This is a genomic window from Paenibacillus sp. FSL R5-0345 (genome assembly GCF_000758585.1).
GTDB lineage: Bacteria > Bacillota > Bacilli > Paenibacillales > Paenibacillaceae > Paenibacillus_AQ.
This window is the reverse complement of record NZ_CP009281.1, coordinates 5232371-5256929: the sequence shown is the minus strand read 5'-3', so window position 1 is coordinate 5256929 and position 24559 is coordinate 5232371. Positions and strand designations below refer to the sequence as shown.

Annotated in this window: 21 protein-coding genes; 16 read left to right on the top strand and 5 right to left on the bottom strand. The window is 45.5% G+C overall.

Annotated elements, in window-relative coordinates:
• Position 1: 1 nt before the first annotated feature.
• A complete protein-coding gene (gene spoVB / locus R50345_RS23250; RefSeq protein ID WP_042130495.1) occupies positions 2-1597 on the bottom strand; it encodes a stage V sporulation protein B in 1596 nt (531 codons plus the stop codon).
• Positions 1598-1793: 196 nt separating this feature from the next.
• On the opposite strand from spoVB, the gene R50345_RS23245 reads away from it, so the two are divergent.
• The 6 genes from R50345_RS23245 to R50345_RS23220 all read left to right on the top strand — a co-directional run bounded on the left by R50345_RS23245 (position 1794) and on the right by R50345_RS23220 (position 8611).
• A complete protein-coding gene (locus R50345_RS23245) occupies positions 1794-2045 on the top strand; it encodes a post-transcriptional regulator (protein WP_042130493.1) in 252 nt (83 codons plus the stop codon).
• Positions 2046-2266: 221 nt separating this feature from the next.
• Complete coding sequence (gene secD, locus R50345_RS23240) at positions 2267-3517, top strand: protein translocase subunit SecD (RefSeq protein ID WP_042130491.1); 1251 nt, start codon at positions 2267-2269, stop codon at positions 3515-3517.
• Positions 3507-4409 (top strand): protein translocase subunit SecF, encoded by a 903-nt coding sequence (gene secF / locus R50345_RS23235; RefSeq protein ID WP_042130490.1) that lies wholly within the window; start codon positions 3507-3509, stop codon positions 4407-4409. The genes secD and secF overlap by 11 nt, the downstream gene beginning before the upstream one ends.
• 165 nt (positions 4410-4574) lie before the next feature.
• A complete protein-coding gene (locus R50345_RS23230) occupies positions 4575-5525 on the top strand; it encodes a cation diffusion facilitator family transporter (RefSeq protein WP_042130488.1) in 951 nt (316 codons plus the stop codon).
• Between the two features lie 29 nt (positions 5526-5554).
• A complete protein-coding gene (recJ, locus tag R50345_RS23225; RefSeq protein ID WP_042130486.1) occupies positions 5555-7957 on the top strand; it encodes a single-stranded-DNA-specific exonuclease RecJ in 2403 nt (800 codons plus the stop codon).
• A gap of 135 nt (positions 7958-8092) precedes the next feature.
• Positions 8093-8611: an adenine phosphoribosyltransferase gene (locus R50345_RS23220; protein ID WP_042130484.1), complete on the top strand. Its 519-nt coding sequence runs from the start codon at positions 8093-8095 to the stop codon at positions 8609-8611.
• A gap of 240 nt (positions 8612-8851) precedes the next feature.
• Here R50345_RS23220 and uraA read toward each other — a convergent pair whose 3' ends face one another.
• The gene (gene uraA / locus R50345_RS23215; RefSeq protein ID WP_042130482.1) at positions 8852-10165 is read right to left on the bottom strand and encodes a uracil permease; all 1314 of its coding nucleotides are present in this window, start codon (positions 10163-10165) and stop codon (positions 8852-8854) included.
• Between the two features lie 306 nt (positions 10166-10471).
• Between uraA and R50345_RS23210 the strand changes: the two genes are divergently transcribed.
• Both R50345_RS23210 and dtd read left to right on the top strand, forming a co-directional pair.
• Positions 10472-12652 carry a RelA/SpoT family protein gene (locus tag R50345_RS23210; protein WP_042132407.1) on the top strand — a complete coding sequence of 727 codons (2181 nt, stop codon included), beginning with the start codon at positions 10472-10474 and terminating at the stop codon, positions 12650-12652.
• 21 nt (positions 12653-12673) lie between these two features.
• Entirely contained in the window at positions 12674-13117 is a 444-nt protein-coding gene (dtd, locus tag R50345_RS23205) for a D-aminoacyl-tRNA deacylase (protein ID WP_042130480.1), read from the top strand.
• Between the two features lie 166 nt (positions 13118-13283).
• Here the strand turns inward: dtd and R50345_RS23200 are convergent, their stop codons facing one another.
• From R50345_RS23200 to R50345_RS23190, 3 genes are all read right to left on the bottom strand, one after another.
• On the bottom strand, positions 13284-14405 hold the full coding sequence (locus R50345_RS23200; RefSeq protein ID WP_042130479.1) for a TolB family protein: 1122 nt from the start codon (positions 14403-14405) through the stop codon (positions 13284-13286).
• A 130-nt stretch (positions 14406-14535) separates the two neighbouring features.
• Positions 14536-15999: a sensor histidine kinase gene (locus R50345_RS23195; protein ID WP_197069708.1), complete on the bottom strand. Its 1464-nt coding sequence runs from the start codon at positions 15997-15999 to the stop codon at positions 14536-14538.
• Between the two features lie 2 nt (positions 16000-16001).
• Positions 16002-16694, bottom strand: a complete 693-nt coding sequence (locus R50345_RS23190; RefSeq protein WP_042130475.1) for a response regulator transcription factor — start codon at positions 16692-16694, stop codon at positions 16002-16004.
• A gap of 284 nt (positions 16695-16978) precedes the next feature.
• Between R50345_RS23190 and R50345_RS31450 the strand changes: the two genes are divergently transcribed.
• From R50345_RS31450 to R50345_RS23160, 8 genes are all read left to right on the top strand, one after another.
• Positions 16979-17134, top strand: coding sequence for a hypothetical protein (locus R50345_RS31450; RefSeq protein ID WP_156114855.1), 156 nt, complete (start codon positions 16979-16981; stop codon positions 17132-17134).
• 147 nt (positions 17135-17281) lie between these two features.
• Positions 17282-17791, top strand: a complete 510-nt coding sequence (locus R50345_RS23185) for a type 1 glutamine amidotransferase domain-containing protein (protein ID WP_042130474.1) — start codon at positions 17282-17284, stop codon at positions 17789-17791.
• Between the two features lie 44 nt (positions 17792-17835).
• Entirely contained in the window at positions 17836-18285 is a 450-nt protein-coding gene (locus tag R50345_RS23180; protein ID WP_042130472.1) for a hypothetical protein, read from the top strand.
• A gap of 350 nt (positions 18286-18635) precedes the next feature.
• Positions 18636-18776, top strand: a complete 141-nt coding sequence (locus R50345_RS31445; protein ID WP_156114854.1) for a hypothetical protein — start codon at positions 18636-18638, stop codon at positions 18774-18776.
• A 197-nt stretch (positions 18777-18973) separates the two neighbouring features.
• A complete protein-coding gene (gene hisS / locus R50345_RS23175; RefSeq protein WP_042130470.1) occupies positions 18974-20227 on the top strand; it encodes a histidine--tRNA ligase in 1254 nt (417 codons plus the stop codon).
• 83 nt (positions 20228-20310) lie between these two features.
• Positions 20311-22089 (top strand): aspartate--tRNA ligase, encoded by a 1779-nt coding sequence (gene aspS / locus R50345_RS23170; RefSeq protein WP_042130469.1) that lies wholly within the window; start codon positions 20311-20313, stop codon positions 22087-22089.
• A gap of 66 nt (positions 22090-22155) precedes the next feature.
• Positions 22156-22911: a tRNA threonylcarbamoyladenosine dehydratase gene (locus R50345_RS23165; protein ID WP_042130468.1), complete on the top strand. Its 756-nt coding sequence runs from the start codon at positions 22156-22158 to the stop codon at positions 22909-22911.
• Positions 22912-23149: 238 nt separating this feature from the next.
• Positions 23150-24448: an NCS2 family permease gene (locus tag R50345_RS23160; RefSeq protein WP_042130466.1), complete on the top strand. Its 1299-nt coding sequence runs from the start codon at positions 23150-23152 to the stop codon at positions 24446-24448.
• Positions 24449-24559 lie beyond the last annotated feature (111 nt).

Below are 24559 nucleotides of genomic sequence, written 5' to 3'. Positions count from 1 at the left end.
TCTAAAGCCAGCGCTTAATGAACGGCAGTCGATCCAAATCACGAAGTGAGATAAGACCAGCTAATAGACTGATACCGAAATACAGGGCCATTCCTATCGCAGAGGCAAATAAAAATTGAATCCATTGTGCATCTGCAATGGGAATGGAGATGTATACATAACGCACGCCCGCTCCCATAATGATCATCGCACATAAGGTCTTAATGGTATCAGTTATTCGTAAGGATAATGAAATTAGACTGACCACGCTGTACCCGTGCAGTAGAGTAACAAGAACACTGTTCACAATTATGGCAATGATTGCGCCGTAGATTCCGTAATCAGGCTGTGAAGCTAATATAACAATCAAAATGATTTTGACTACTGCCCCAATAAGGGTATTGATGAGTGCCCTGCCCGGTTTGTCCATAGCTTGAAGCGCAGCTTGTAAGGGGGCTTGAACATAGAGGAACAAAGCGAAAGGGGCCATTAGTTTTAGCATAGGAGCGGTGTCCGCATTGCCGTATAACAAATTACATAGTGGGACCGCCAAGACATACATAAGAACAGCAAAGGGAGCGCCTGTTACCAGAGCGAGTCGAAGGGCTTGATGCATTCGTTTGTGAATGGTAGGCAAGTCCTTTCTCGCGGCAGCCTCGGATAAAGATGGGACCAAAGACACCGCAAGGGAGGAGGTCAAAGCTCCGGGAAGCAGCAGTAAAGGAATCACCATTCCCTGTAAAGACCCATACTGCGCAGTCGCTGCGGCTGTTGCGATTCCTGCCAATGCAAGACTACGTACGGTAATTATAGATTCCAGTAGATAGGAAAAAGAGCCCACAAGTCGGCTTGCCGTTACAGGAATAGATACACCTAGTAAACGCCGCAGTATGGGGGAGGTTGATTTTACAGCTTCTGGATTAGAGGGTATACTGTCCTGTTCGACCGGCTGCTGCTCTAGGAAGGGGGTTGTTTTTTTATCTTTTTTCGTGATGACATAATATTGCCACAGAATGGCTAACATTCCACCAATCTCTCCCACAGTTACACCGAGCATCGCCCCTGCAGCAGCTAAAGCGATACCTTTAGGTAGCAGAAGCCAAGAGAACCACAGCATAAAAAATATTCGCACGATAGACTCAAAAACCGAAGAAAGTGCGGAAGGAATCATGTTCTGCCTGCCTTGGAAATAACCACGGTAGATCGCAGATACAGCAACAATTCCAATCATTGGGATCATGGCAATAAAAGTATAATAAACTCGGCGGTCTGTTAAGAGCACATTGGAGACCCATGAAGCACTGACCAGCGCAACAATGGTAAAGAAGATCCCTAGTCCGACACTAAGGGTAAGGCCAGTCCGTAAAATTTGCCGCGATTTCTCAGGGCGGTTCTCTCCCTCAGCTTCCGCCACCATTTTAGCAATAGCCAGAGGAATACCACCTGTAATGACAGTAACCAGCACGAGAAAAAAAGGATACACGAGCTGATATAGACCCACGCCCTCTGCTCCAATGATGCGCGGCAAAGCAATTCGGGGTATAAATCCAAGCATTCGATTAATGATGCCGGCGGCAAGCAAGATTAAAGTTCCTTGAATAAAGCTCTGTTTCCTCAAAGGTCACGCCTTCTTCCCCAAATGAAATGAAACGCTGGCCAACTTGTCTATTCTTATGGATATGCTGTACCCCTATCCCTGCATGCCTTGTTTTAGTAGTTGTAACTTTTTGTGACGGAAGGAGGAAAGCAGAGAACTTGGGTCGAATACTTATGGTAAGCATACGCACACGAGCGATCTTTGGAGGTGTCATCACGTGGAATCGGAACAGTGGAATCATGATCAACATAGTGAAGAAATCGAAGCCATGTGCCGCAGCAAAGCTGAAGAATTCCGGCTCCTCGGCTATGAGTATGTAACCAGCAAGGATATTTGGGATTGTATCAGTCGTAATTATGATAAGGACGGGATGCCTCCCTTGCATAAGCTGGTAAATGATATTTATTCCTTAAAAGCCAATAGTTACATGACTTATTTGACTATAGCGGCCTATCGGGGGTTGAACTGAATAACAAACACTCCGTTTCTTTTTGCGAATAGGTACATAAAGCTGTAAAGTGAGAGAATAATAACTTCACATTTCCTATATAAACGGATGTCTTGCTGTTATGAGCAGGGGCGGCCGTTTCTTTGTGTGAGTATAGCTATGTCCATGCTGTGAATTGACGGTCATTTCGCGTGTAGCTATAATAGGAATATTGAGTTAATGAAAGGGGAACTAGCTAGAGCATGAAGAGACTAATGGGCTTTATTATTACCGTGCTCGTTTTGACAGGCGTCATGGTATTTACTACTCCTGGACTGCTGGACAAGGTTAGACTTGGTCTTGACCTGAAAGGCGGATTTGAGATTCTGTACCATGCAGAGCCTATGGAAGCGGGAGCTGCATTGTCCCGAGCTTCACTGTTGAAAACAGCAGAAAGTTTGGAAAAACGGGCTAATGCGCTCGGAACCAGTGAACCAGAGGTTACAACTGAAGGTACTGACCGTATTCGTTTGAAAATTGCGGGCGTTACTGATGAAGCAGAGGTTCGTAAGAAGATGAAGGAGCCTGCAGTTCTGACTTTCCGTAGTGCTGCTGAAGGTGACGCTGAAGGTACTTACAGCAAGATCGAACTGGTAGGTAGTGATTTTGTTGAAGGTGCAGCAGAGGTTGGACGGGATAACCTGAATCAGCCAATCATCAGTATCAAAATAAAAGACAAGGATAAATTCGCAGAGATTACTAAACGCCTCTTAGGAAAGAATCTCGCAATTTATTTGGATGAGAACAAACTATCGGACCCTACGGTACAAGCAGTACTTACCGATGGTAGTGCGTCTATTTCCGGTCAGTATACAATTAAAGAAGCACGTGAACTGGCTGACACTATTAATCTTGGTGCGTTGCCACTGAAACTTACTGAGAAATACTCCCAAAGTGTGGGTGCAACACTTGGTAAACAGTCGCTTGAACAAACGATCAAAGCTGGCTTAATAGGTTCTTTGATTATCCTTATCTTCATGATCGGTATGTATCGCTTGCCAGGTCTCTTGGCTAGTTTTGCACTGATCTTGCATACATGGTTGCTAATTGTGGTCTTTGTCTTTGCGGACTTTACATTGACATTGCCTGGTATAGCCGCGTTTATTCTGGGTATAGGGATGGCCGTCGATGCCAATATCATTACAAATGAACGGATAAGGGAAGAAATGCGCAGTGGTAAAAGTGTACTTTCCTCTGTTAAAGCAGGTAATAAATCCTCTTTCCGGACAGTAATGGACTCCAATGTCACAACTGTTATTGTGGCGGCTGTCATGTTCGCCTTCGGTACAGGTGCAGTCAAAGGTTTCGCATTGGTACTGATCGTGGAAATCGTACTGAGTATCGCTACGAATCTTTATTTCTCCCACTGGTTGCTTAGCCAGCTTGTTAAAGCAGGTAAGCTGAACAAACCGAAGAGTTTCGGTGTTAAGGAGAGTGATATTCGTGCGCTTTAAGAAAGAGCTTGATTTCGTACATTTGAGTAAATTTTTCTATGTTTTTTCCATTGCTCTTACAGTGGCAGGTTTGATTTTCCTAGCAACCTTTGGATTGAATTACAGCGTTGATTTCAAAGCAGGATCTAATGTTGATATCTCTCTGTCTAAGAATTTGACATTGGAAGAAGTTAATTCAGCGGTTGAAAAAGTTGGGATTTCAAGTGAGCCAAGCATTACGTTAGGAAGTGAACGGGTCAACGTTCGTTACGATCAAGTACTTGATGAGCAACAAGATGAAGCGCTTAAAGCAGAGATCTTGAAGCTGGACGATAAGGCATCGTTTGAGATTAACACCGTGGATACTGAAATGTCTAAAGAACTTGCACGTAATGCGATCTATGCGGTTCTCATTTCTTGTCTAGGGATTATCATTTATGTAAGTATCCGTTTTGAATGGCGGTTTGCATTGGCAGCTATCGTTTCACTGATCCATGATGCCTTTATGGTCGTTGCCATCTTCTCTATTTTCCGTTTGGAAGTGGATTTGACGTTCATTATAGCGGTGCTTACGATTATCGGTTATTCCATCAATGATACGATCGTTATCTTTGACCGTATCCGTGAGAATTTACGTTTTGGTAAACAGAAGACCTATGAAGACTTGAAAGAACTTGTGAATAAGAGTGTGGCTCAGACCCTTATGCGCTCTCTCTACACAGCATTTACCGTGTTTATTGCGGCGTTCTTCCTGTTAATTCTCGGAGGAGAGTCCATCAAGATGTTCTCGCTTGCGATGGTTATCGGATTGCTATTTGGAGCGTACTCCTCCATCTTTATTGCAAGTCCGGTGTGGCTACTGCTTAAGAAGCGTGAGAAGACAAAGGTAAAGAGTAGCCCAGCTAAAGGTTAATGTCTCAAGAGAAATAACATGGCTACACTTGAATGAAAAAAACATCAACTTTATAATTTAAGAAAGCCGCGTCAAATGCGACGCGGCTTTCGAAATCTTTGGGGTAGTATGTCATGTGTATTGTATCATCATGAGATTACTTGCTAGTGGTAAGGGGGGCCTCGTATGAATAAAGAACGATCACCGCAAAGCAAGACGGTTGCTTGGACAGGGATCATCAGCGATGTTACTTTGGCAGTAGCTAAGGGTAGTTTTGGCTATATTTCAGGTAGCAAGGCATTAATGGGCGATGCTTTATATTCCGGAGCAGATGCTGCAGCTAAATTGGCGGATATTCTTCCGTGGCGCTCTGAAGAGAACAGAAAGAGCAAGCAACGGATAGAAGACCGGCGGGGGAATAAGGAACCGCTTTTAGCTATACTTTTTTCGGTATTAATCCTAATGGGAGGGCTGCAGATCGTCTTCTCTGCAATCCGTGACTTAACCGAAGGACAGTCATCTACTCGCGGTGAACTTGCACTTGTAACTGTCTTGCTATCTATTGTATTTAAAGAAGCTGTATTTCAATATCAATATCGGTACTTTAAAAAAATAGGTGATGGCAGTCATGCTGCTTATACCAATAGTCATCGTTTCAGTTTATATACTTCTATCACAGTATTAGTTGGGATATCATTATCAATGGGAGGGACCTATTGGCATCCTCTACTCTATATGGACCCTATTGCCGCACTTTTAACAGGATGCTTAATTCTTCGTAAAGGCTATATACTCATTGTTAGTACGGTAAATGGTAAGAATGTGCAGGAGCTACCTTCTGAGGAGGCAGCTAATTTTATTGAAACTGTACAACGTGTTCACGGCGTTATCCGTGTGGAACATTTGAAGGCGCTTGAGCAAGGAAATTATGTGAATCTGCATGTGAAGATCAGTGTAAATCCGCGGATAACGGTGATGGAAGCACAGGATATATCGGAATGTGCAAGAAAGTTATTACAACACCGGTTTGTTCATGTTGGTGAGGTACACATGGACGTAGTTCCTTATGATCCCGGATATCCATACAAAAGTAACTATGAATTGGCGGATAATGATATTCCGACGTTGCTTCAGTAGTTCGCAAGGTGAGAGAAAGGTGAGCGCTATTGCTTTATTCAAAAACAAGATGGCAATCTCCGGCAGCCGATCCCGACATCGTAAGGGATATGGCCCGGAGCCTTTCTATTTCTCCGCTCTTATCCTCACTATTAGTGACTAGAGGAATGAATACGCCGCATGAGGCTCTATCGTTCATGGATGGCGGTGTGGAAGCTTCGCATGATCCGTTCCTCCTAAAAGGAATGGCCGAAGCGGTTCCCAGAATTAGAAAGGCTTTAAAAGAAGAAGAACATATTCTTATTTACGGTGACTATGACGCCGATGGTGTGTCCAGTACCGCATTAATGATTCATTTGCTACGTTACTTGGGTGCTTCCTTTGATATTTATATCCCGCACCGTTCGAATGAGGGCTACGGGCTGCATAATCATGCTTTGGATTGGGCTCTACAGCAGGGTGTATCCTTAATTATTACTGTAGATACTGGCATTAGCGCCTATCATCAGATTGCTTACGCTAATGAACTCGGGATCGATGTGATCGTCACGGATCATCATGAGCCACCAGAGCTTCTCCCTGAGGCTTACACGCTGATTAATCCGAAGCTACCCGACTGCCCATATCCCTTCAAAGGATTGGCGGGTGTGGGGGTAGCTTATAAGCTGGCTCAGGCTATGTTAGGTGAGGAAACTCCCGAAGAATGGCAGGAAATAGCCGCTATCGGTACTGTAGCGGATTTAATGCCGCTTCTAGACGAGAATCGCGAGATTGTTCGAAACGGGTTAGTCAGTATGCGAAACTCTCGATTCCCTGGTATTCGTGCTTTATTAGGTGTCAGCGGGGTGAGCATGAGTACCGTGAGTGCGGTTAATATCGCTTTTGGAATGGCGCCTCGTATCAATGCGAGCGGCCGTCTGGATCATGCTGGACGGGCAGTGGCTTTACTTACAACAGAGCATGCTGATGAGGCAGAGCAACTGGCTGGAGAACTTGATCTGCTCAATAAAGAACGCCAATTGGTTGTAGAAAGAATTGTAGTGGAGGCCACTGCAAAACTGGAGCAGATTGCTCAGGGCGGAGAAATACCAGATATCATTGTTCTTGCTGAACAAGGTTGGAATGTGGGTGTGGTAGGTATAGTGGCTTCCAAACTGCTGGAGCGTTACTATCGGCCTGTGATTATTCTGGATATTCATCCAGAGACCGGTATGTGCAAAGGCTCTGCCCGCTCCATTCCTGGCTTTGATATATATGCGGCGTTATCCTCTTGTTCTAACTTAATGGAGCATTTCGGTGGTCATCCAGCAGCCGCAGGAATGAGTCTGCATCAGGACGGCTTAGAAGCCTTCGCTGCGGCATTAAATGAATACGCGGCTACTGTGTTGACACCGGAGCATTTCGTTCCTGTTACTTCTGCTGATGCAGAAGTGTCGATATCTGATTTGTCCCTTCAGACCGCGCTTGAATTGGAAAGGCTTGCACCTTTCGGGATGTCAAATCCTTTGCCAAAGTTTATCATTCGCGGGGCTACCGTGAAAGAGACACGAACAATGGGGCAAGAAGGAAAACACTTGAAGATTGTATTGCAGCAAGGGAAGAGTACAATTGAAGCCTTAGCTTTTGGTAAAGGAGATTTGGCTAAGCTCCTTCCTGCGGGCACCACAATCAATGTGCTGGCAGAACTGTCGATCAACGAGTGGAATGGCTCGAGGAAACCACAATTGATGCTCCAGGATTTATCTGTTCAAGATGCTCAGTTATTCGATCTCCGTGGCGCTGCTGACGCTGTACGGCAAGCTGCGCATATTAGAGAGCTGCTGCTGCCTTATAGCGGTGCTGGTCCATATCGTGCTGCAGCAGTGTTTCAGAGCGGTCGTATGAACCCACAGACTGAATTGATAGGAATGTCCTTCTGGGTATATGATAAAGAAGATGGCATTAGCGCCGCTAATAAGGATGACTCAATTCAGGAATCAGGGCATGTCTCATTGTTATGTCTACTGGATATGCCGGAGACGCCTGAACAACTTGACGCGTTACTAAAGGCTTTTCCTAATGCTGATAATATCGCACTGTTGCATTCTATAAAGGATGGTCGTGAACGACTTATCATTCCGACACGGGATCATTTTAAAATACTTTATAAACTGCTGGCGTCAATCACTGCTGTTGCAACACCTGAGAATGAAGTGCTGCTGCGGCTAAGCCGACAATCATCATTAAGTATTCGAATGCTTAATAAAATGTTAGATGTGTTCGAGGAGCTTGATTTTATCGAAAGAAGTCAGGGAAGTGTGACCTTTATTACGCAGCCCGCAGCTAAGAGTCTTACAGCATCAAGTCATTTCGTTAGACTGGGGCAGATGGCGGAAATGGAGCAGTACTTCATGGAAGGTAGCCTGTCTGAGCTACAGGATTGGATGTTATCACGTCGTTTAGGCGTATCGTAATTACGAAGCAAGTTTTGCCGAATTGAACTCAATGAAGCATATGCTAACAAAACAAAGCGGGCGCTTACGAAGTAAGTTTTGCCGAACTGAACTCAAAGTAGCATATGCTAACAAAACTTTTAGGAGATGAAAAATTTGGATTTCAAAGATAGTATTCGCGTGATTCCTGACTTTCCAAAAGAAGGTATTAGTTTTAAAGATATCACCACTTTGCTAAAAGACGGTGACGCTTACCGCCAGGCGATTGATGCACTGAAAGCTCTTGTAGCTCACTTAGAAATAGACGTAATAGCTGGACCGGAAGCACGTGGTTTTGTAGTTGGTGCACCGCTTGCTTATGCATTGGGTGTAGGTTTTGTGCCAATTCGTAAGAGTGGGAAACTGCCTTATGAGACTATCGAGGTTGGGTATGATCTTGAATATGGTAAAGACACACTTGCTGTTCATACAGATGCGATTAAGCCTGGACAAAATGTATTAATTGCTGATGATTTATTAGCAACAGGAGGCACTATAGCTACTTCGGTAAGCCTTGTGGAGCAGCTTGGTGGTAAGGTGGTAGGCGCAGCATTTTTGATTGAATTGGTTGAGCTTGCTGGACGTAATAAGCTTTCTGGAATTGAAGTTATTACTTTAGTTGATTACGAAGATTAATCCGATAAACTTGTCTTTTCCCGGGAAATAAATGGGCATTTATGTATCGAATGATGTTGAAAAGTGCAAACAACAGCAATTCTCTGTCACCACTTGCGGAGAATTGCTGTTTTGCATTTTTTGATCAAAATGCTTCTTAAACGATCAACCGGAAATTTCAGTTTTGAGTCAAAAAAAAGACTGCTTAATCCATAAAATGGATCTAGAGCAGTCTTTTTGAATTATTAATTCATAAATAAATTAGTGAGCAGCTTTATCGCTTTCCCCACCATCATTGGACAGTCCAAGAACTTCAATGAGTTTGAAGAATATGGCTAGAACGATACCAACAATTGTAGCTAGAGCCATACCACTGAGTTTTACGTTGCCCATAGTAAGGGTTGTGCCACTAATTCCGACAACAAGTACCAGGGTAGCCATGATCATGTTAGTAGCCTTGGAAAAATCAACTTTTTGCTCAACAAAGATCCGTAAACCTGATGCGGCAATTACGCCGAATAACAGCAGGGATACACCACCCATTACAGGTGTCGGGATGTTAGCAATAACGGAGGAGAAAGTCCCTGAGAACGAAAGCACAATGGCGATCACCGCTGCACCGCCAATAACATATACCGAATAAACTTTAGTTAAAGCCATAACCCCGATATTCTCACCGTAGGTTGTATTTGGAGTAGAACCGATAAAACCGGAAAGAATGGTTGATATCCCGTTACCCATCAGGGAACGGTCAAGTCCAGGATCTTTAGCCAAATCTTTACCGACGATATTGCTGGTTACAAGCAAATGTCCAATATGCTCAACAATTACAACAAGCGATACTGGAATAATGGTTAGGATTACATTCCAATCGAAGGATGGAGTAACAATGGTAGGGTGTGCTAAAAAATTTGCATTAGATATGGCAGCAGTATCCACCATTTTCATAATATAAGCTAAACCATAACCAGTTACGATACCGATGAGGATATGAATGATTTTAGGGAAACCGCGGAAAAGCACAGCTCCGATTACCGTTACGCCCAGTGTTACCATAGAAAGTGTGATTGCTTTGCCATCAGGAGTCCAGTCTGCAACTGCAACACCTTCAGGAGCAATAAGTCCTGCCATACGCGCGGCAACAGGAACAAGCTCAAGTCCGATCGTTGCTACGATAGCACCCATTACAGCTGGTGGGAAGACGACATCAATCCATTTTGTTCCTGCATAACGGATGATTAAAGCAACGAGTACAAAGATAACACCAGTGATGATGAAAGCGCCTAAAGCAAGCGAATACCCTTTCATATGATCATCTTGATGATCGGCAAGCACAGATAAGACTGGTGCAATAAATGCAAAGCTGGAGCCTAGGTAGGCAGGTATTTTACCACGGCAAATCCAGATGTATAACAGTGTGCCGATACCGTTCATCAGCAAAATCATCCCAGGGTCAACCCCGAACAAGTTAGGCACTAGCACTGTACTGCCAAACATGGCGAACAAATGCTGTAGGCTTAATAGAAAACCGGGGCCCCATGGAAGTTTTTCATTAACTTGAATTTCGCGTTGCAATGGAGTTCACTCCTCTTTCTTATTGGCTATGATATTGTCCAGCGAAAATCCGCCTTTACTAGATTAAATAGAACTGGGCATTTTTACAACAACATTTTCACAAGTGTTATTAATTTGTCCGATTTTCATAACTTTTACTTCTTGAATACCATGAGATGGCAAGTGTTGACGTAATCCTTCGTAAGCGTCATAATTATAGACAACTTTGAACAAGAGCGTAAGTTGCTTGCGAAATGATTGGAACCTGCAGATTTTAGAATGATTGCGGGTTCATTTTATTATAGAAAGGAAACGGATACGACGAGAATGGGCATAGAGCGATTAATTGATAAGGCTGGCGCCTATATAAAAGATAAAGATCTTCTCCGCATCCGGGAAGCTTATGAATTTGCCGATCAGGCTCATCACGGGCAGATCCGCAAGTCGGGGGAGCCATACATTCTGCATCCGCTGGCGGTGGCAGATATTGTCGTCAATATGCAAATGGATGTTATATCTATTGTTGCGGCGCTTTTGCATGATGTTGTGGAAGATACGACGGTCTCATTGGAACAAATCCGCGCGAAATTTGGCGATACCTGTGCGATGCTTGTCGATGGCTTAACTAAGCTGGAACGCATCCGTTTTCGCTCAAAGGAAGAGCAGCAGAACGAGAATTACCGTAAGATGTTTATTGCGATGGCGCAGGATATCCGGGTTATCGTTATCAAACTAGCGGATCGCCTGCATAATATGCGTACGTTAAAGTATCAATCTGAAGAGAGCCAGCGGCGTATTTCTTACGAAACGTTGGAGATTTTCTGTCCTGTGGCTGATCGTTTGGGGATTTCCGCGATTAAGTGGGAGATGGAGGATATTGCACTTCGTTACTTGAATCCGCAGCAGTACTATCGCATTGCTAATCTGGTGCATAAGAAGCGGGCAGAACGTGAGCAATTTATCGACAGCGTAATTGGCCGTATTCGTGCCAAGCTGGATGAAATGGGCATTGAAGGTGATCTTTCAGGTCGCCCGAAGCATATCTACAGTGTTTATAACAAAATGAGCACAAAAAACAAACAGTTTAACGAGATCTATGACCTCTTGGCCATCCGTATCATTGTGGATAATATCAAGGATTGTTATGCAACCCTCGGAATTATTCATACGCTTTGGAAGCCGATGCCAGGTCGATTCAAAGATTATATAGCTATGCCCAAAGCGAATATGTATCAATCTTTGCATACTACAGTGGTAGGTCCTGGCGGAGAGCCGACCGAAGTGCAAATTCGTACTTGGGAAATGCATCGCACGGCTGAATACGGGATCGCAGCACACTGGGCATACAAAGAAGGTACCAGCAATAATGTGAATCCGGAGAACCGGATGCCTTTTTTTCGCGAAATATTGGAGCTTCAGCATGAGGCCAAGGATGCCGAAGAGTTCGTAAAATCACTCAAAATGGATTTTTTCTCGGATCTCGTGTTCGTATTTACGCCTAAAGGCGAGGTTATTGAGCTTCCTGCGGGTTCTGTACCGCTTGATTTCGCATTCCGTATTCATACGGAAGTGGGGAATCGCACGATCGGTTCTAAGGTAAACGGACGAATCGTACCGCTGGATCACAAGCTGAAGACAGGCGATATTGTTGAAATACTGACGTCTAAGCATTCTTACGGACCAAGCCGCGACTGGCTCAAGATTGCCCAATCCTCTCATGCGCGAAGCAAAATTAAGCAATGGTTCAAAAAAGAAAAGCGTGAGGAAAATGTCGAAAAAGGTCGCGAAGCGATTGAACGTGAGCTGAAGCGTCTGAATGTCGAGGTTTCTGAGTGGATTTCCGATGAGAAATTATTAGAAGCTGCGAAGAAATTCGCTTTTAACGATGTTGAGGATATGTTATCTGCTGTTGGCTTTGGGGGAATTACCGCTTCTCAGATTGCTTCCCGTTTGACGGAGAAGCTGCGCAGAGAGCAGGAAGAAGCCGCTAATCACTTAGAGCTTACCTCAGAGATGAAGGAGATCAAGTCTTCCGGCGAAAAACGTAATCAACCTACCAATGGCGTAAGTGTAAAAGGAATTGAGAATCTGCTTGTCCGTTTTGCACGATGTTGTAATCCGGTACCGGGTGACGACATTGTAGGGTATGTTACACGGGGCCGGGGCGTATCTGTACACCGCCAGGATTGTCCTAACATTCCGGGTGAAGGTGATGGAGAAGAAGCAGCAAGAGTGATTGAGGTGGAATGGGAAGGTACGATGGAAGCGAACTACAGTGTGGATATTGAGATTACTGGTCATGATCGTAATGGACTACTCAATGAAGTGCTGCAGGCGGTTTCCGAGAGTAAAACGAACATTTCTGCGGTCACTGGGCGCTCTGACAAGAATAAGATGGCAATGATTCATATGACCATTCTCATCCGTAACACAGAGCATCTGCAATCCGTTGTAGATAAAGTGAAACGAGTCAAGGATGTATATACAGTGAATCGGATTATGCAATAGGGCAAGGAGCGGAGTAGTACGATGAGAGTTGTAGTACAGCGTTGTAAGGACGCCAAAGTAACCGTGGATAGGGCAGTGACCGGAGAAATTGGCAAAGGCTTGATGCTGCTAGTCGGCGTTACGCATGAAGATACAGAAAAGGATGCCAAATATTTGGCGGACAAAATAGCAGGACTGCGTATTTTTGAAGATGATGCCGGTAAAATGAACTACAGTGTCACGGAGACTGAGGGAGCAATTCTCTCGGTATCCCAGTTTACTTTATACGGGGATTGTCGCAAGGGGAGACGGCCGAACTTTATGGGAGCAGCAGCTCCAGCGGAAGCCGAGCGACTTTATGATTATTTTAACCAAGAGCTTAGAGCCGGAGGTCTTCAGGTGGAGACGGGTGTATTTGGAGCGATGATGGATGTGTCGCTGACCAATTGGGGCCCGGTTACTCTCATTTTAGATAGCCGCAGTTAATGAAAAAAATGTCGAAGATTGCTTCCTATTTATCTAGACCTTAACATCAAAAATCTCAAATTTAAAAAGCGTCCAACATATTAGTCGTGACTAATATGTTGGACGCTTTTTTTCTTATTGTAATATTCGTTCTCCGTTGGTGTAATCAACATATTAATCTTGTTAATTACTTCAACACTAACCGATAAGTCGTAAGTTTGGGCTTATTATCCACAAATGTGCTCGTCGAGACCATTAGTTGCTTGCCCGAAGGGCTCCAGGCGACGGTTGCGACATCCTGGAAATCGCCGAGTTGCTCGATCTTGCCGGTCTTCGCATCCGCAACGTAGACACCGTTCATGCCGTCCCTGTCCTTGTTATACACGGCGAAGGCCAAGTATGAGCTATCTGGGGACCAATCGAAGGCGTACATCTGAGTCGTCACGGCGAGCTTAGTCCGCTTCGAGGTGTCGTTCGAGTTCATGAGGAACAGCGTGCGTTCCGTATCCCCCGTACTCTTCAGCATGGCTAACTGATTGCCGTCAGGGGACAGTGACATTCTCCATACGGATTTGTCCACGATCGTCTCTTTCTTCGTCTCCAAATTGTAGGCCGACAGTGTGTTATCGGGATTAGGGTTGATGTAGAAGAGCATATTCCCAGTCTTCGCTGCATAATCGAACATGACGTTTTTATCTTTACTAAGCAATACCTCTTCTTTACTAACTGTCCCAACCTGCAGAATAGCACCTTTACCGTTGCCTACGATCAGGTGATTGGAGTCTGTCCACTGGCCCCATTCCTGTCCGCCCTTATCCTTATCCGTGATTATTCGGCTAGTTCCGGTTGGCAAATGCACAAGGACACCGCGGCCACCGTCCATCATGAACGAGGTGTTTTCATGGAAAAAGACATATTGGCCGTCCGGCGAGACAATCGGACTCTCTTGCACGCGGTCTTCGCTCGGTTTCAGCGCTTTGACCTGCTTCGTTTTCAAATTGTAAATATACAGCTGGGTAGGCTTCATTGGACCGGAGTCGGAATCAATCTTCTTCGCGTCCGGATTCGTCTGGGCAATTAACAATTCGTTCTCGTTCAGCCAATCCTGCGCATACAGGCCGTCAAGTCGCTCGAGTTGATCCATGGTGATTGGTTCATCGATTTGCGAATCAGGATTCTCTGGCTTGTTCTTGTCGATGACGGTAACTGGTGGGTTATTAGTTGCTCCACCGCCGTTATTCTGTGTTATGCTGCTGCAGCCTGCGATCCCAACCGCTAGTAATACGATCCCAACTTGTTTCATCTTCATGATTGATGTATCTCCTTCTAAGCTGTGTTATAAATCTGATAAGAGTGTACCAACAGGATGTCTCCACAGTATTTCGAATTGTTTCCAAGTTGTAAACGTATCGAGACTTGGAGAAGAGAGAAGTTGGGACTTATACAGAATCATGATGATAGAGGGGAAACTGTACTTCGAACACGCTCCCAGTGGAGTCTGAGCGTTTCAATTGTATGATTCCTCTTTGCTTCTCCACCCATTGTTGAACGAGAGCAAGTCCCAAGCCGCTTCCTCTCGTTTCTTTTGAACGCGCCTTGTTCGCGGTGTAGAAGGGTTCAAAGATTCGCTCCTGGGATTCGGAAGGAATGCCAATTCCCGTATCAACAATTTCTACTTTTGCGTGATTCTGTTCGGTATACAATCGAATATTGATGCTTCCACCGGGGAGGTTGTATTTGATCGCGTTGTCCAGTAAATTAACGAAGATGTGTATTAAACTCTCTCGTTCCGCCCATATGGTGGCAGGTATTGTGTGAAGCTGAAAGGTTAGTCCGAATTTGTCAGCCTTGCCTTTCATAAGAGAGACGAGTTCGTCCAGCACGATATCAAGTGACACGGCTTCAGCCTGGTATTCGAATTCGTACTTCTCCAGTGAGGCAAGGCGCAGCGCGTTTTCCACTAGCTTGTGCAGTCTAGACGATTCCTTGCGAATGCTTTCCATCGCTTGCTGAAACAGTAAAGGATCATCTGGGTATAGTTCCAGTAGATCGGCATATGCAGTGATAGAAGTGAGAGGTGTCTTAAGTTCATGACTAATATTATTAATGAATTGCTTCTGTTGCTGCTCCAACACTTGCAGCTTGTCTACGACAAGCGATAGCTTCGCTTTCTCCGTTTCTAACTTCTTCATACTCGATTCGATCTCACGGCTCATGCTATAAATGCCCTCGCTTAATTCGCCAAGTTCATCCTTACGGACTAGCGGTGCATGATCAATATACGCTCCTGCTTCGATGTTGTTCGCTGTCTGCTTGAGCAGAGTTATAGCTTTGGATTGTCGGTAGACATAGAGGAAGCCAAGCAGGAAGCTGGCGAGCAGAACGGTTGAGCCAGATAGGAGAAACATTGTTCTTGTCTCCCGGTAAAAGGCATGCAGCTCGCCCACGGGTCTCTGGAATTCGGCTACAGCGATCAGTTGTTCCTCGAACATGATGGGTGTGAAATAATATAGCACGTCCTGGACGTCCGAATAAGCAACTTTGCCCTGGAGTGCATACTGCAGCGCATCCGGCATAGTGGGGGAAGGAACGAGAGGCAGCGAATTCCCGATCTCGACACCGGTCTCATCGTACAGTCGGACGTGCAGTCCGTTGGATTGCCCCAATCGATTGGAGAGATCCATGCCACGATACTTCATGAATGCCTTCAAGCTGACCTGTTCCCCGGACAAGTAGCTCATCTTCACCGTCAATTCGGCGCGGTTCGTCATCTCCGCCATTTCACGCTCCAGTCCAGTACGTTGGTTGTGACGGATACTGCGTAGTACTAGCACACTAAGCACGCTCACCGTGAACAACAGCAAGCCCGCGAGCAGCAGGGAGAACTTCCATCGTAAACTCACCCTCATAAGGACTCCCGGGTGGCTTTGTAACCTACTCCGTATACGGTCTGGAGCAGACGTTGACCTTCGTCGCCCAACTTGCTGCGGATGCGCTGTATATGAATGTCTACTGTGCGCGTGCCCACGTCATAGTCGAGCCCCCAGACAAGATCTAGTAGTTCCTCGCGCGTGTATACCCGTTCCGAATGGAGGACGAGCAGGTGTAGCAGCTCGAATTCTTTGGGCGTCAGCCCCACCTTCTCACCGGTCACCTGTACGTCTCGATGTGACGGGTTCACTGTCACCCCACCAATTATGATTGGACTGTCGGAGGGAGCGTGTTCCACGCTTTTCTCGACTCGACGGTGTAGCGCCCTAACTCGGGCGACGAGCTCCCGAATATCGAACGGCTTGGTCATATAATCATCTGCACCCAGCTCCAGGCCTAGTACTTTGTCTACAATGTCGTTCTTGACCGTGAGCAATAGGATGCCAATCCCTCTCCGGTTCTCCAGCCGACGGCACACATCATAACCAGACAGCCCTGGCATCATAACATCCAGTACGAACACTTGCGGCTTGAACGATTCGACGAGCCTAAGCGCGGCTTCGCCATCAGCGGCCGTTTCGACCTGAAAGCCTTCCCGCCGCAGTGCATAGGCGATAGCTATCACGATAGAGCGTTCATCGTCTACGACAAGCACTCTTTTATCCATGCTGTTAATCCTTTCCACCTCGCTATTGTTGTTGTGATACGCCTATTCTACATATTGCGCTCAGCAAAAGCGAACCAATTGGGGGTTTGAAAGCAAACACCAGCTCTAACGGAAATTCCAAAATTCCAGTAATCCTCCTTCTTCTGATGGCTACAAGCGTCCTTCGCGTAAAAGTCTGCTTGTATCTGTTGTGTTGTAAGTAGATACTTGCGCGGATAGAGCCACTTGGAGCTGGATAAACTAAAGGTAGACAGTGATCCCGCACAAAGCAAGGAGCTTAGGTAATGAGACAATCACAGAAGGCATGGGTATGGAGAAGCATCCCGGCACTAGCGGCTGGGAGTCCTGTAGAAGCCTATGCATTAGCCAAAAAGACAGAAGAAGAAATTGAATCTCAAGTGATCAAAGGAAGAAGCCGCAATCTCTTACCGCGTACCTGAAATGGTGGTAGAGGCGGCTTTTTGATGCAGTTAACGGGGTGTATTTTCTGATTAGAGTTTAGAAATCATTGTGATAAGGGTAATAGACGACAAGAAAGAACAATAACTACCTTTTCATATGAACAAGCAGAGAGGAGAACTTATCACATGAGTAATGTTGCGTTTTTACTAGCTAATGATTTTGAAGATTCTGAGATGAAGGTTCCTTATGATGAAGTTATAAAGGCAGGACATCAAGCTGACATTATTGGTTTAAAGAAGGGGGAGACCTTACTAGGCAAAAAGAAAGAAGTCTCTTACGCAGCTGATAAAGCTATAGCCGATGTTAAAGCAGGCAGCTATGACGCGATTGTAATTCCAGGGGGTTCTTCCCCCGAAAACTTGCGGCAAAATGCGGATATTCTGAAGTTTGTGAAAGAAGCAAATGAAGCTGGTAAACCAATCGCATCTATTTGCCACGGACCTCAAATTCTGATTAGTGCAGACTTGCTTAAGGGACGTACCATCACCTGTTATCCTCCGCTGAAAGATGATGTTGTGAACGCCGGTGCGGAGTTTAAAGATGAAGAAGTGGTAGTTGATCGTAATTACATTACTTCGCGTACACCGAAAGATGAGCCTGCCTTCGTTCGTGAAATATTGAAGGTCCTGAAATAGCAATTTATAACACTGAGTCTTATAATCTAAAGGAGGTAATGGTAATGACCAGAAAAATCCAAGCATATTTTAGAACGGAAAATGAAGCAGAAGGTGCTAAAATTGCATTGATTAGTTACAAGGTGGATGGCTTGGAAGTTTGGCCGCTCACGGACCCTATTGGGGAAGATCGTAGAATCCTGTTTCCCATCGCGCCATTTAGTAATACAACATTAGCTGCAGGCACAATAGGGACGCTTGGAACGGGTAGCACTCCGGCAGCTGGAGCTATGCTGGCTCCTGGTGTTGCCGCCTCCGAAACTCGGGATGAACCTGAGACTCATTATAGTGTAGATGAAGACCAGGTAAGTGCGGATGTAGCCGATGACGAGCTTACAGATGGGGATTTAAGTGAACTGCGTTATGTGATGGATTTAAGTGTCGCAGAAGAGAATTATAATGAGGTTGTAGAAATCCTTCGGGGTAAAGGGGCATTTGTTGAGCAATTCGATTAACAATAAACTATTAAAATAAACCGCTTTCATGAATGTAATATAATCGTAATATTACATACATGTTTCCTTAATATAGCGTGTTTATAATAAAGGCATGACCCCCTTTTTAATAATATATGATGATGGACCTGCAGCATTTGGCTGCAGGTCATTTTTTTTGTAACGGTTCAAATGAAAGGTTAGAAGTTGAAAGTTGTCGAATTTTTATTCAGCTTCGTATTTACTGCCTTGACTTTAGCACAGTAGTTCAGTAGAATTTAAAAATATACGATTTTATCATATGGTTTTGATGACGGGAACAAGTAATTCGAGGACCCACAACCCCAGAGAGGAATCCCCTGTAGATTCAGATGACATCCAGTACAACGGATGATTTATCGTTTCCGCTTGGCTGCAAGGATTCTGTTGATGAGCGAATGAATGACCTCCCCGAGAACGTACGGCGAAAGTGGGCAATGGATGTTGCCGCGATCAGTAGCCGTTACGCGTAGGCGGGCGTTAACCGCTTTGAGCGGATTCAGAATGGTTCTGATCCGGAATGTGGGTGGTACCACGGGTGTATTATTGGTTATGATAATCCCTCGTCCCTGTTTTTTATAAACAGGACGGGGGATTTTTTGTTTTGTTTAGCATGATGAAGTGATGAAGAGAGCAGATTTAGAGGGGTATTTTTTAGGAGGGATAGACTGTGGCTAAAGAAAGATTCGAGAAACCTACAGGAACACAGGATGTGCTTCCGGGGACTGTGGAGAAATGGCAGTACATTGAAGGGAAGGCTAGAGATTTGTGCCGTCGTTTCAATTATCGTGAAATCCGTACACCAATGTTCGAGAACACGGGGTTATTCGAGCGTGGGGTAGGCGAAACAACGGATATTGTGGAAGGCGAGATGTACACGTTCAAGGATAAAGGCGATCGCGATTTGGCGCTGCGTCCTGAAGGAACGGCAGGTGTAGTCCGAGCTTATGTTCAGAACAAGCTATATGGTGAACCGGATGTAAGCAAGCTGTATTATATCGGACCCATGTTCCGTTATGAGCGTCCACAGGCAGGGAGATATCGTCAATTCCATCAGTTTGGTATTGAGGCTTTTGGAGCCGTGGATCCGGCTATTGATGCGGAAGTAGTTTCTTTAGGCTATCAATTCTATAAGGATCTTGGCCTTAAGGATGTAAGAGTTGAAATCAATTCTGTCGGTAACGCACCTAGCCGTGCAGCTTATCGGGAGAAACTATTAGGTTTCTTAAGACCCATGAAGGATACCCTTTGCAGTGACTGTCAGCGTCGGATTGAGCGTAATCCGCTTCGCGTGCTGGATTGCAAGGTAGATCAGGATAAATTTACAGATGCGCCATCCATTTTGGATAGTCTGGATGAAGAGTGCACAATTCATTTTGAGAAGGTGAAGATGCACCTTAACATCATGGGAGTGGAATTCACCATTAACCCTCGTCTTGTCAGAGGACTGGATTATTACACGCATACAGCGTTTGAATATAAAGCAGCAGGTATTGGCTCGATTGATACCGTGGGCGGCGGTGGCCGATACAACGGTTTGGTTGAAGAAATTGGTGGACCGGACCAACCTGGGATTGGTTTTGGGATTGGGCTGGAACGAATTCTCCTCATTCTTGAGGATCAGAAGGTAGAGCTGGAGACGGCGAAGCCACTGGATGTGTACTTCGTAGCTCTCGGTGAAGAAGCTGATATCGAAATCTCTAAACAGCTATATATTCTGCGCAGCCAAGGGTTCTCGGCAGAACGCGATTATTTAGGCCGGAAGATGAAGGCGCAGATGAAATCGGCAGACCGTATGTCGGCACGTTATACTGCCATTCTTGGCGAAGATGAGCTGAAGAATGGAGTAATTACAGTGAAGTCGATGAATACCGGGGAGCAGCGCACCGTGAAGCTGGAAGAGCTGGGTCAGGCACTAGTTTAGACCATCTGACTACATCGTCTTATGGTGACTGTATAGAGAAAGATTAAAAATGTATTTTTAACCATGAAGGGGAATGATAAATTATGCAAAGAAGTCATCATTGTGGACAATTAACGCCAGAACATATTGGACAGACGGTAACCTTGAACGGATGGGTGCAGACTCGCCGCGACCTTGGGGGCGTACTATTTATTGATCTGCGTGACAGAAGCGGTATTGTACAAGTTGTATTTAACCCAGACTACTCTGGCGAAGCCTTACAAATTGCTGATAAGGTTCGTAGTGAATACGTCCTGGCTGTTAAAGGTAAAGTTGTTAAACGTGATGCTGAAACCATTAACCGCAACCTGCCAACAGGTGAAATTGAAGTGCAAATTACGGACATTGAAGTGCTGAACGCAGCTAAGACACCTCCGTTCTTCATCGAAGATGGTGTGGAAGTAGACGAGTCTCTGCGTCTCAAATATCGCTATTTGGACCTTCGTCGTCCGGAAATGCAAAGAACCTTGCTGCTTCGTTCGAAAGCTTCTAAGATTTTCCGCGATTTCCTTGACGGTGAAGGATTCATCGACGTAGAAACACCGATCCTGACTAAGAGCTCTCCGGAAGGCGCGCGTGATTATTTGGTGCCAAGCCGTGTGCATGAAGGTGAATTCTTCGCATTACCGCAATCTCCACAAATCTACAAGCAATTGTTGATGGTGGGCGGCGTGGAGCGCTATTACCAAATCGCTCGTTGTTTCCGTGATGAAGATTTGCGTGCTGACCGTCAGCCAGAGTTCACTCAAGTGGACATCGAAACTTCATTCCTATCACAAGATGAACTGCTTGGTATGATGGAGAAGCTGATGCAGCGTCTGTTCAAGGAAACTGTAGGAGCAGATATCGAGCTTCCATTCCAACGTTTGACTTATGCTGAGGCTATGGGCAAATACGGATCTGATAAACCAGATCTTCGTTTTGGATTAGAACTTGTAGAAATGAATGATATTGTTGCAACTAGCGGTGTGAAGGTGTTCGCTTCTGTAATCGAAAAAGGCGGCGAAGTGAAATGTCTAAATGCTAAAGGCTGTGGCACTTGGACTCGTAAAGAAATCGATGACCTCGGACCTTATGCCGCTCGTTATGGCGCGAAGGGGTTGGCATGGATTCAAGTGAAAGACGGTGAATTCAAAGGGCCGATTGTGAAATTCTTCTCCGAAGAAGAAATTGCGGCTGTGAAGGAGCGTACAGGCGCTGAAGAAGGCGACCTTCTCCTCTTCTCTGCTGATAATAAAAAGGTTGTAGCAGACGTTCTAGGCGCTCTTCGTGTCAAAATCGGACGTCAACTCGGTCTGATCGACGACAACGTATTCAAGTTCGCTTGGGTTACTGACTTCCCACTCCTTGGTTATGATGAAGATCAGAAACGTTATGTGGCGGAACACCATCCGTTCACTCGTCCACGTGAAGAGGATCTGCATCTGTTTGACACAGATCCAGGTGCAATCCGTGCGCAAGCTTATGATATCGTTCTGAACGGTTATGAAGTAGGCGGGGGCTCCATGCGGATTTACAAACGTGACGTACAGGAGAAAATGTTCGAAGCCCTTGGCTTCACGCAAGAGGTTGCTTACGAGAAGTTTGGTTACCTGATGGATGCGTTCGAATACGGTACACCTCCACACGGCGGTATCGCGTTCGGTTTAGATCGTCTAGTAATGCTATTGTCCGGTCGTACGAATCTGCGTGAAACCATCGCATTCCCGAAAACAGCAAGTGCAACAGACCTGCTCATGGATGCACCTTCGCCAGTAGATGGTTCACAATTGGAGCAACTGCACATTAAGCTGGCTCTTAAACCGAAGAAAGAAAAAGAATAATTAACTAATCGAAGCGGGCTAGGCAGATTTCTGCTTCGCTATAGCTTTTGAAGGAGGCTGTACCTCATGCTACATCAGTTCTCACGTACGGAACTGGCGATCGGACCGGAAGGTCTGGAGATAATGAAGAACAGCACGGTAGCGGTGCTAGGCATCGGCGGTGTTGGCGGTATGGCTGTTGAGGCTTTGGCGCGCACCGGTATCGGCAGGCTGATTCTGATTGATAAGGATTCTGTAGATATTACTAATGTGAATCGGCAAATTCATGCACTCACCACAACGGTTGGGCAGAAGAAGGCTGAATTGATGGTAGACCGTGTGAAGCTGATCAATCCAGAATGCGAAGCGATTGCGCTCAACATGTTCTATACAGAAGAAACCTATGAGGAATTGTTCAAATTAAAACCTGACTATGTACTCGATGCTTCGGATACGATTATTTATAAGGTTCATTTGATCAAAGAATGTCTGTCCCGTGGAATTCCAATGATCTCAAGCATGGGTGCTGCCAACAAAATGGATCCTACACGATTCCAGGTAGCAGACATTTCCAAGACAACCTATGACCCTATTGCTCGTGTCATTCGTCAGAAGCTGCGTAAGGAAGGGATTAAAAAGGGCGTGAAGGTGGTATTCTCTACAGAGCCGCCAATGAAGCCGCGTCAGGATGTTACAGATAAGATCGTTCCGGAGAATGCGCCGGATCGACGTAAAGCGAAACAACCACCAGCCAGCAATGCATTCGTTCCACCGGTAGCCGGTCTGATCATGGTCAGCGTTGCCGTGCGTGATTTGCTTGAGGCTGGAGGCGTCAGCTTGTAAGTGAACCGCTGAGCTGAGGCTGTTTCAATTATAGCGAAATTAGTAAATAAAATGGACAAAAGGGCGAGCAGCTGGAATCCAGTTGCGTACGCCCTTTTGTTGTGGTTAGCAGGTGAGTCTGCAAGATGCAGACGACATATAGGCATAATAGCTAAACCGGGATGAACCGCTGGTTATTAAGCTTATAATCCGGGTAATATCCGCCTGCGGAACTTAATATCAGTGGAGGTTTTTGTACATGAAATCGAATTTTTGGCGAAATAGTGTAGGGCTTGCGCCTGAGAATGAATGGAAACGGGAATGGGCTGCAGGGATCCTCTCGTATTTTGCTTCGGTATATATTGTGATGGTGAATGCGACGATTCTTCATGACGCTGGTATGCCGCTTAGACCGGCCATGGTGGCTACGTTATTGACTGCCATTACAGGCTGTCTATTAATGGCCTTCGGCGGGAAGACGCCGATCATCGTAGTACCAGGTATGGGGATTAACGCCTTTTTCACATACACACTTGTTCATTCCATGAATTTGGGCTGGAGAGAGGCGCTTACGGTAGTCGTTATAACGGGGGTATTATTCGCTATCGTGGCCTTCACCTCGCTTTATCGTATTCTTAGTGAAGCGATTCCGCAAAACCTGCAGCATGCGATAACTGTCGGGATAGGGCTATTTCTGACCTTTATAGGGCTGCAAAAAAGCGGAATTGTGATCGCACATCAGACCACTTTTGTTGCTATAGGACATTTTAGTGATCCTGCAGTTATCACTTCCTGCGTAACCTTGCTACTCGCTTTAGTACTGTTTATCCGCGGGACCAACGGTGGTTTGCTTATCAGTATGCTGGTTGGTACAGGTCTAGCCTACTTGCTGGGAGCGGCTCACGCGCCTGAGAAGCAGGCATCAGGCCATGTATTTACGGGTTATGGAAGCCTGTTTTTTGGAATGGACTGGGGTGGTATTGTAAGCCTCGTATTCTGGATTGCGGTATTCCTATTGCTGTTAATCGTTGTATTTGAAAATATTGGGCTAGTCGCCTCTCAGACGATGATGGCTGGACGTCCTGAGCGCTTCAAGAGCAGCTTACGAGCACTCTCTATTGCCAATATCGCCGCAGGTCTCTTTGGAAGCAGTCCTGTAGTCGCCGCTGCAGAATCCAATGCAGGGATTGCTGCAGGTGGACGTTCGGGTCTGACCTCGCTTGTGACAGGTCTTTTGTTCGGGGCAACATTCTTGTTCCTCCCTTTGCTCTCCTACATTCCAGACAGTGCTATCGCACCGATCTTGATTGTAATCGGTGGCCTTATGGTACAAAATGTGCGTGAGATGGACTTGAGCGATTTGACAGAGCTTTTCCCTTCTTTTTTGATCATGGTTATGATTCCATTCACTTATAGTATTGTGGACGGGATGGCTTTTGGCTTCATCACTTATCCGATCGTGAAGCTTGCTGTGGGCAAGGGGAAAGAAGTGCCTCCTGCACTCTATGGGATTGCGGGCTTGTTTGTAGCTAACTTTATTTTACAAGCTGTGCTATAGTGGGGGCTCTCTTGAAAGATTTGGTATTTTAGTGCTGATTGTGCTATAATGGGTATCCTTTTTGTGTGAGAAGAGGGAATGAGGAGAATGAAAATTTAAGCTCGATAAACT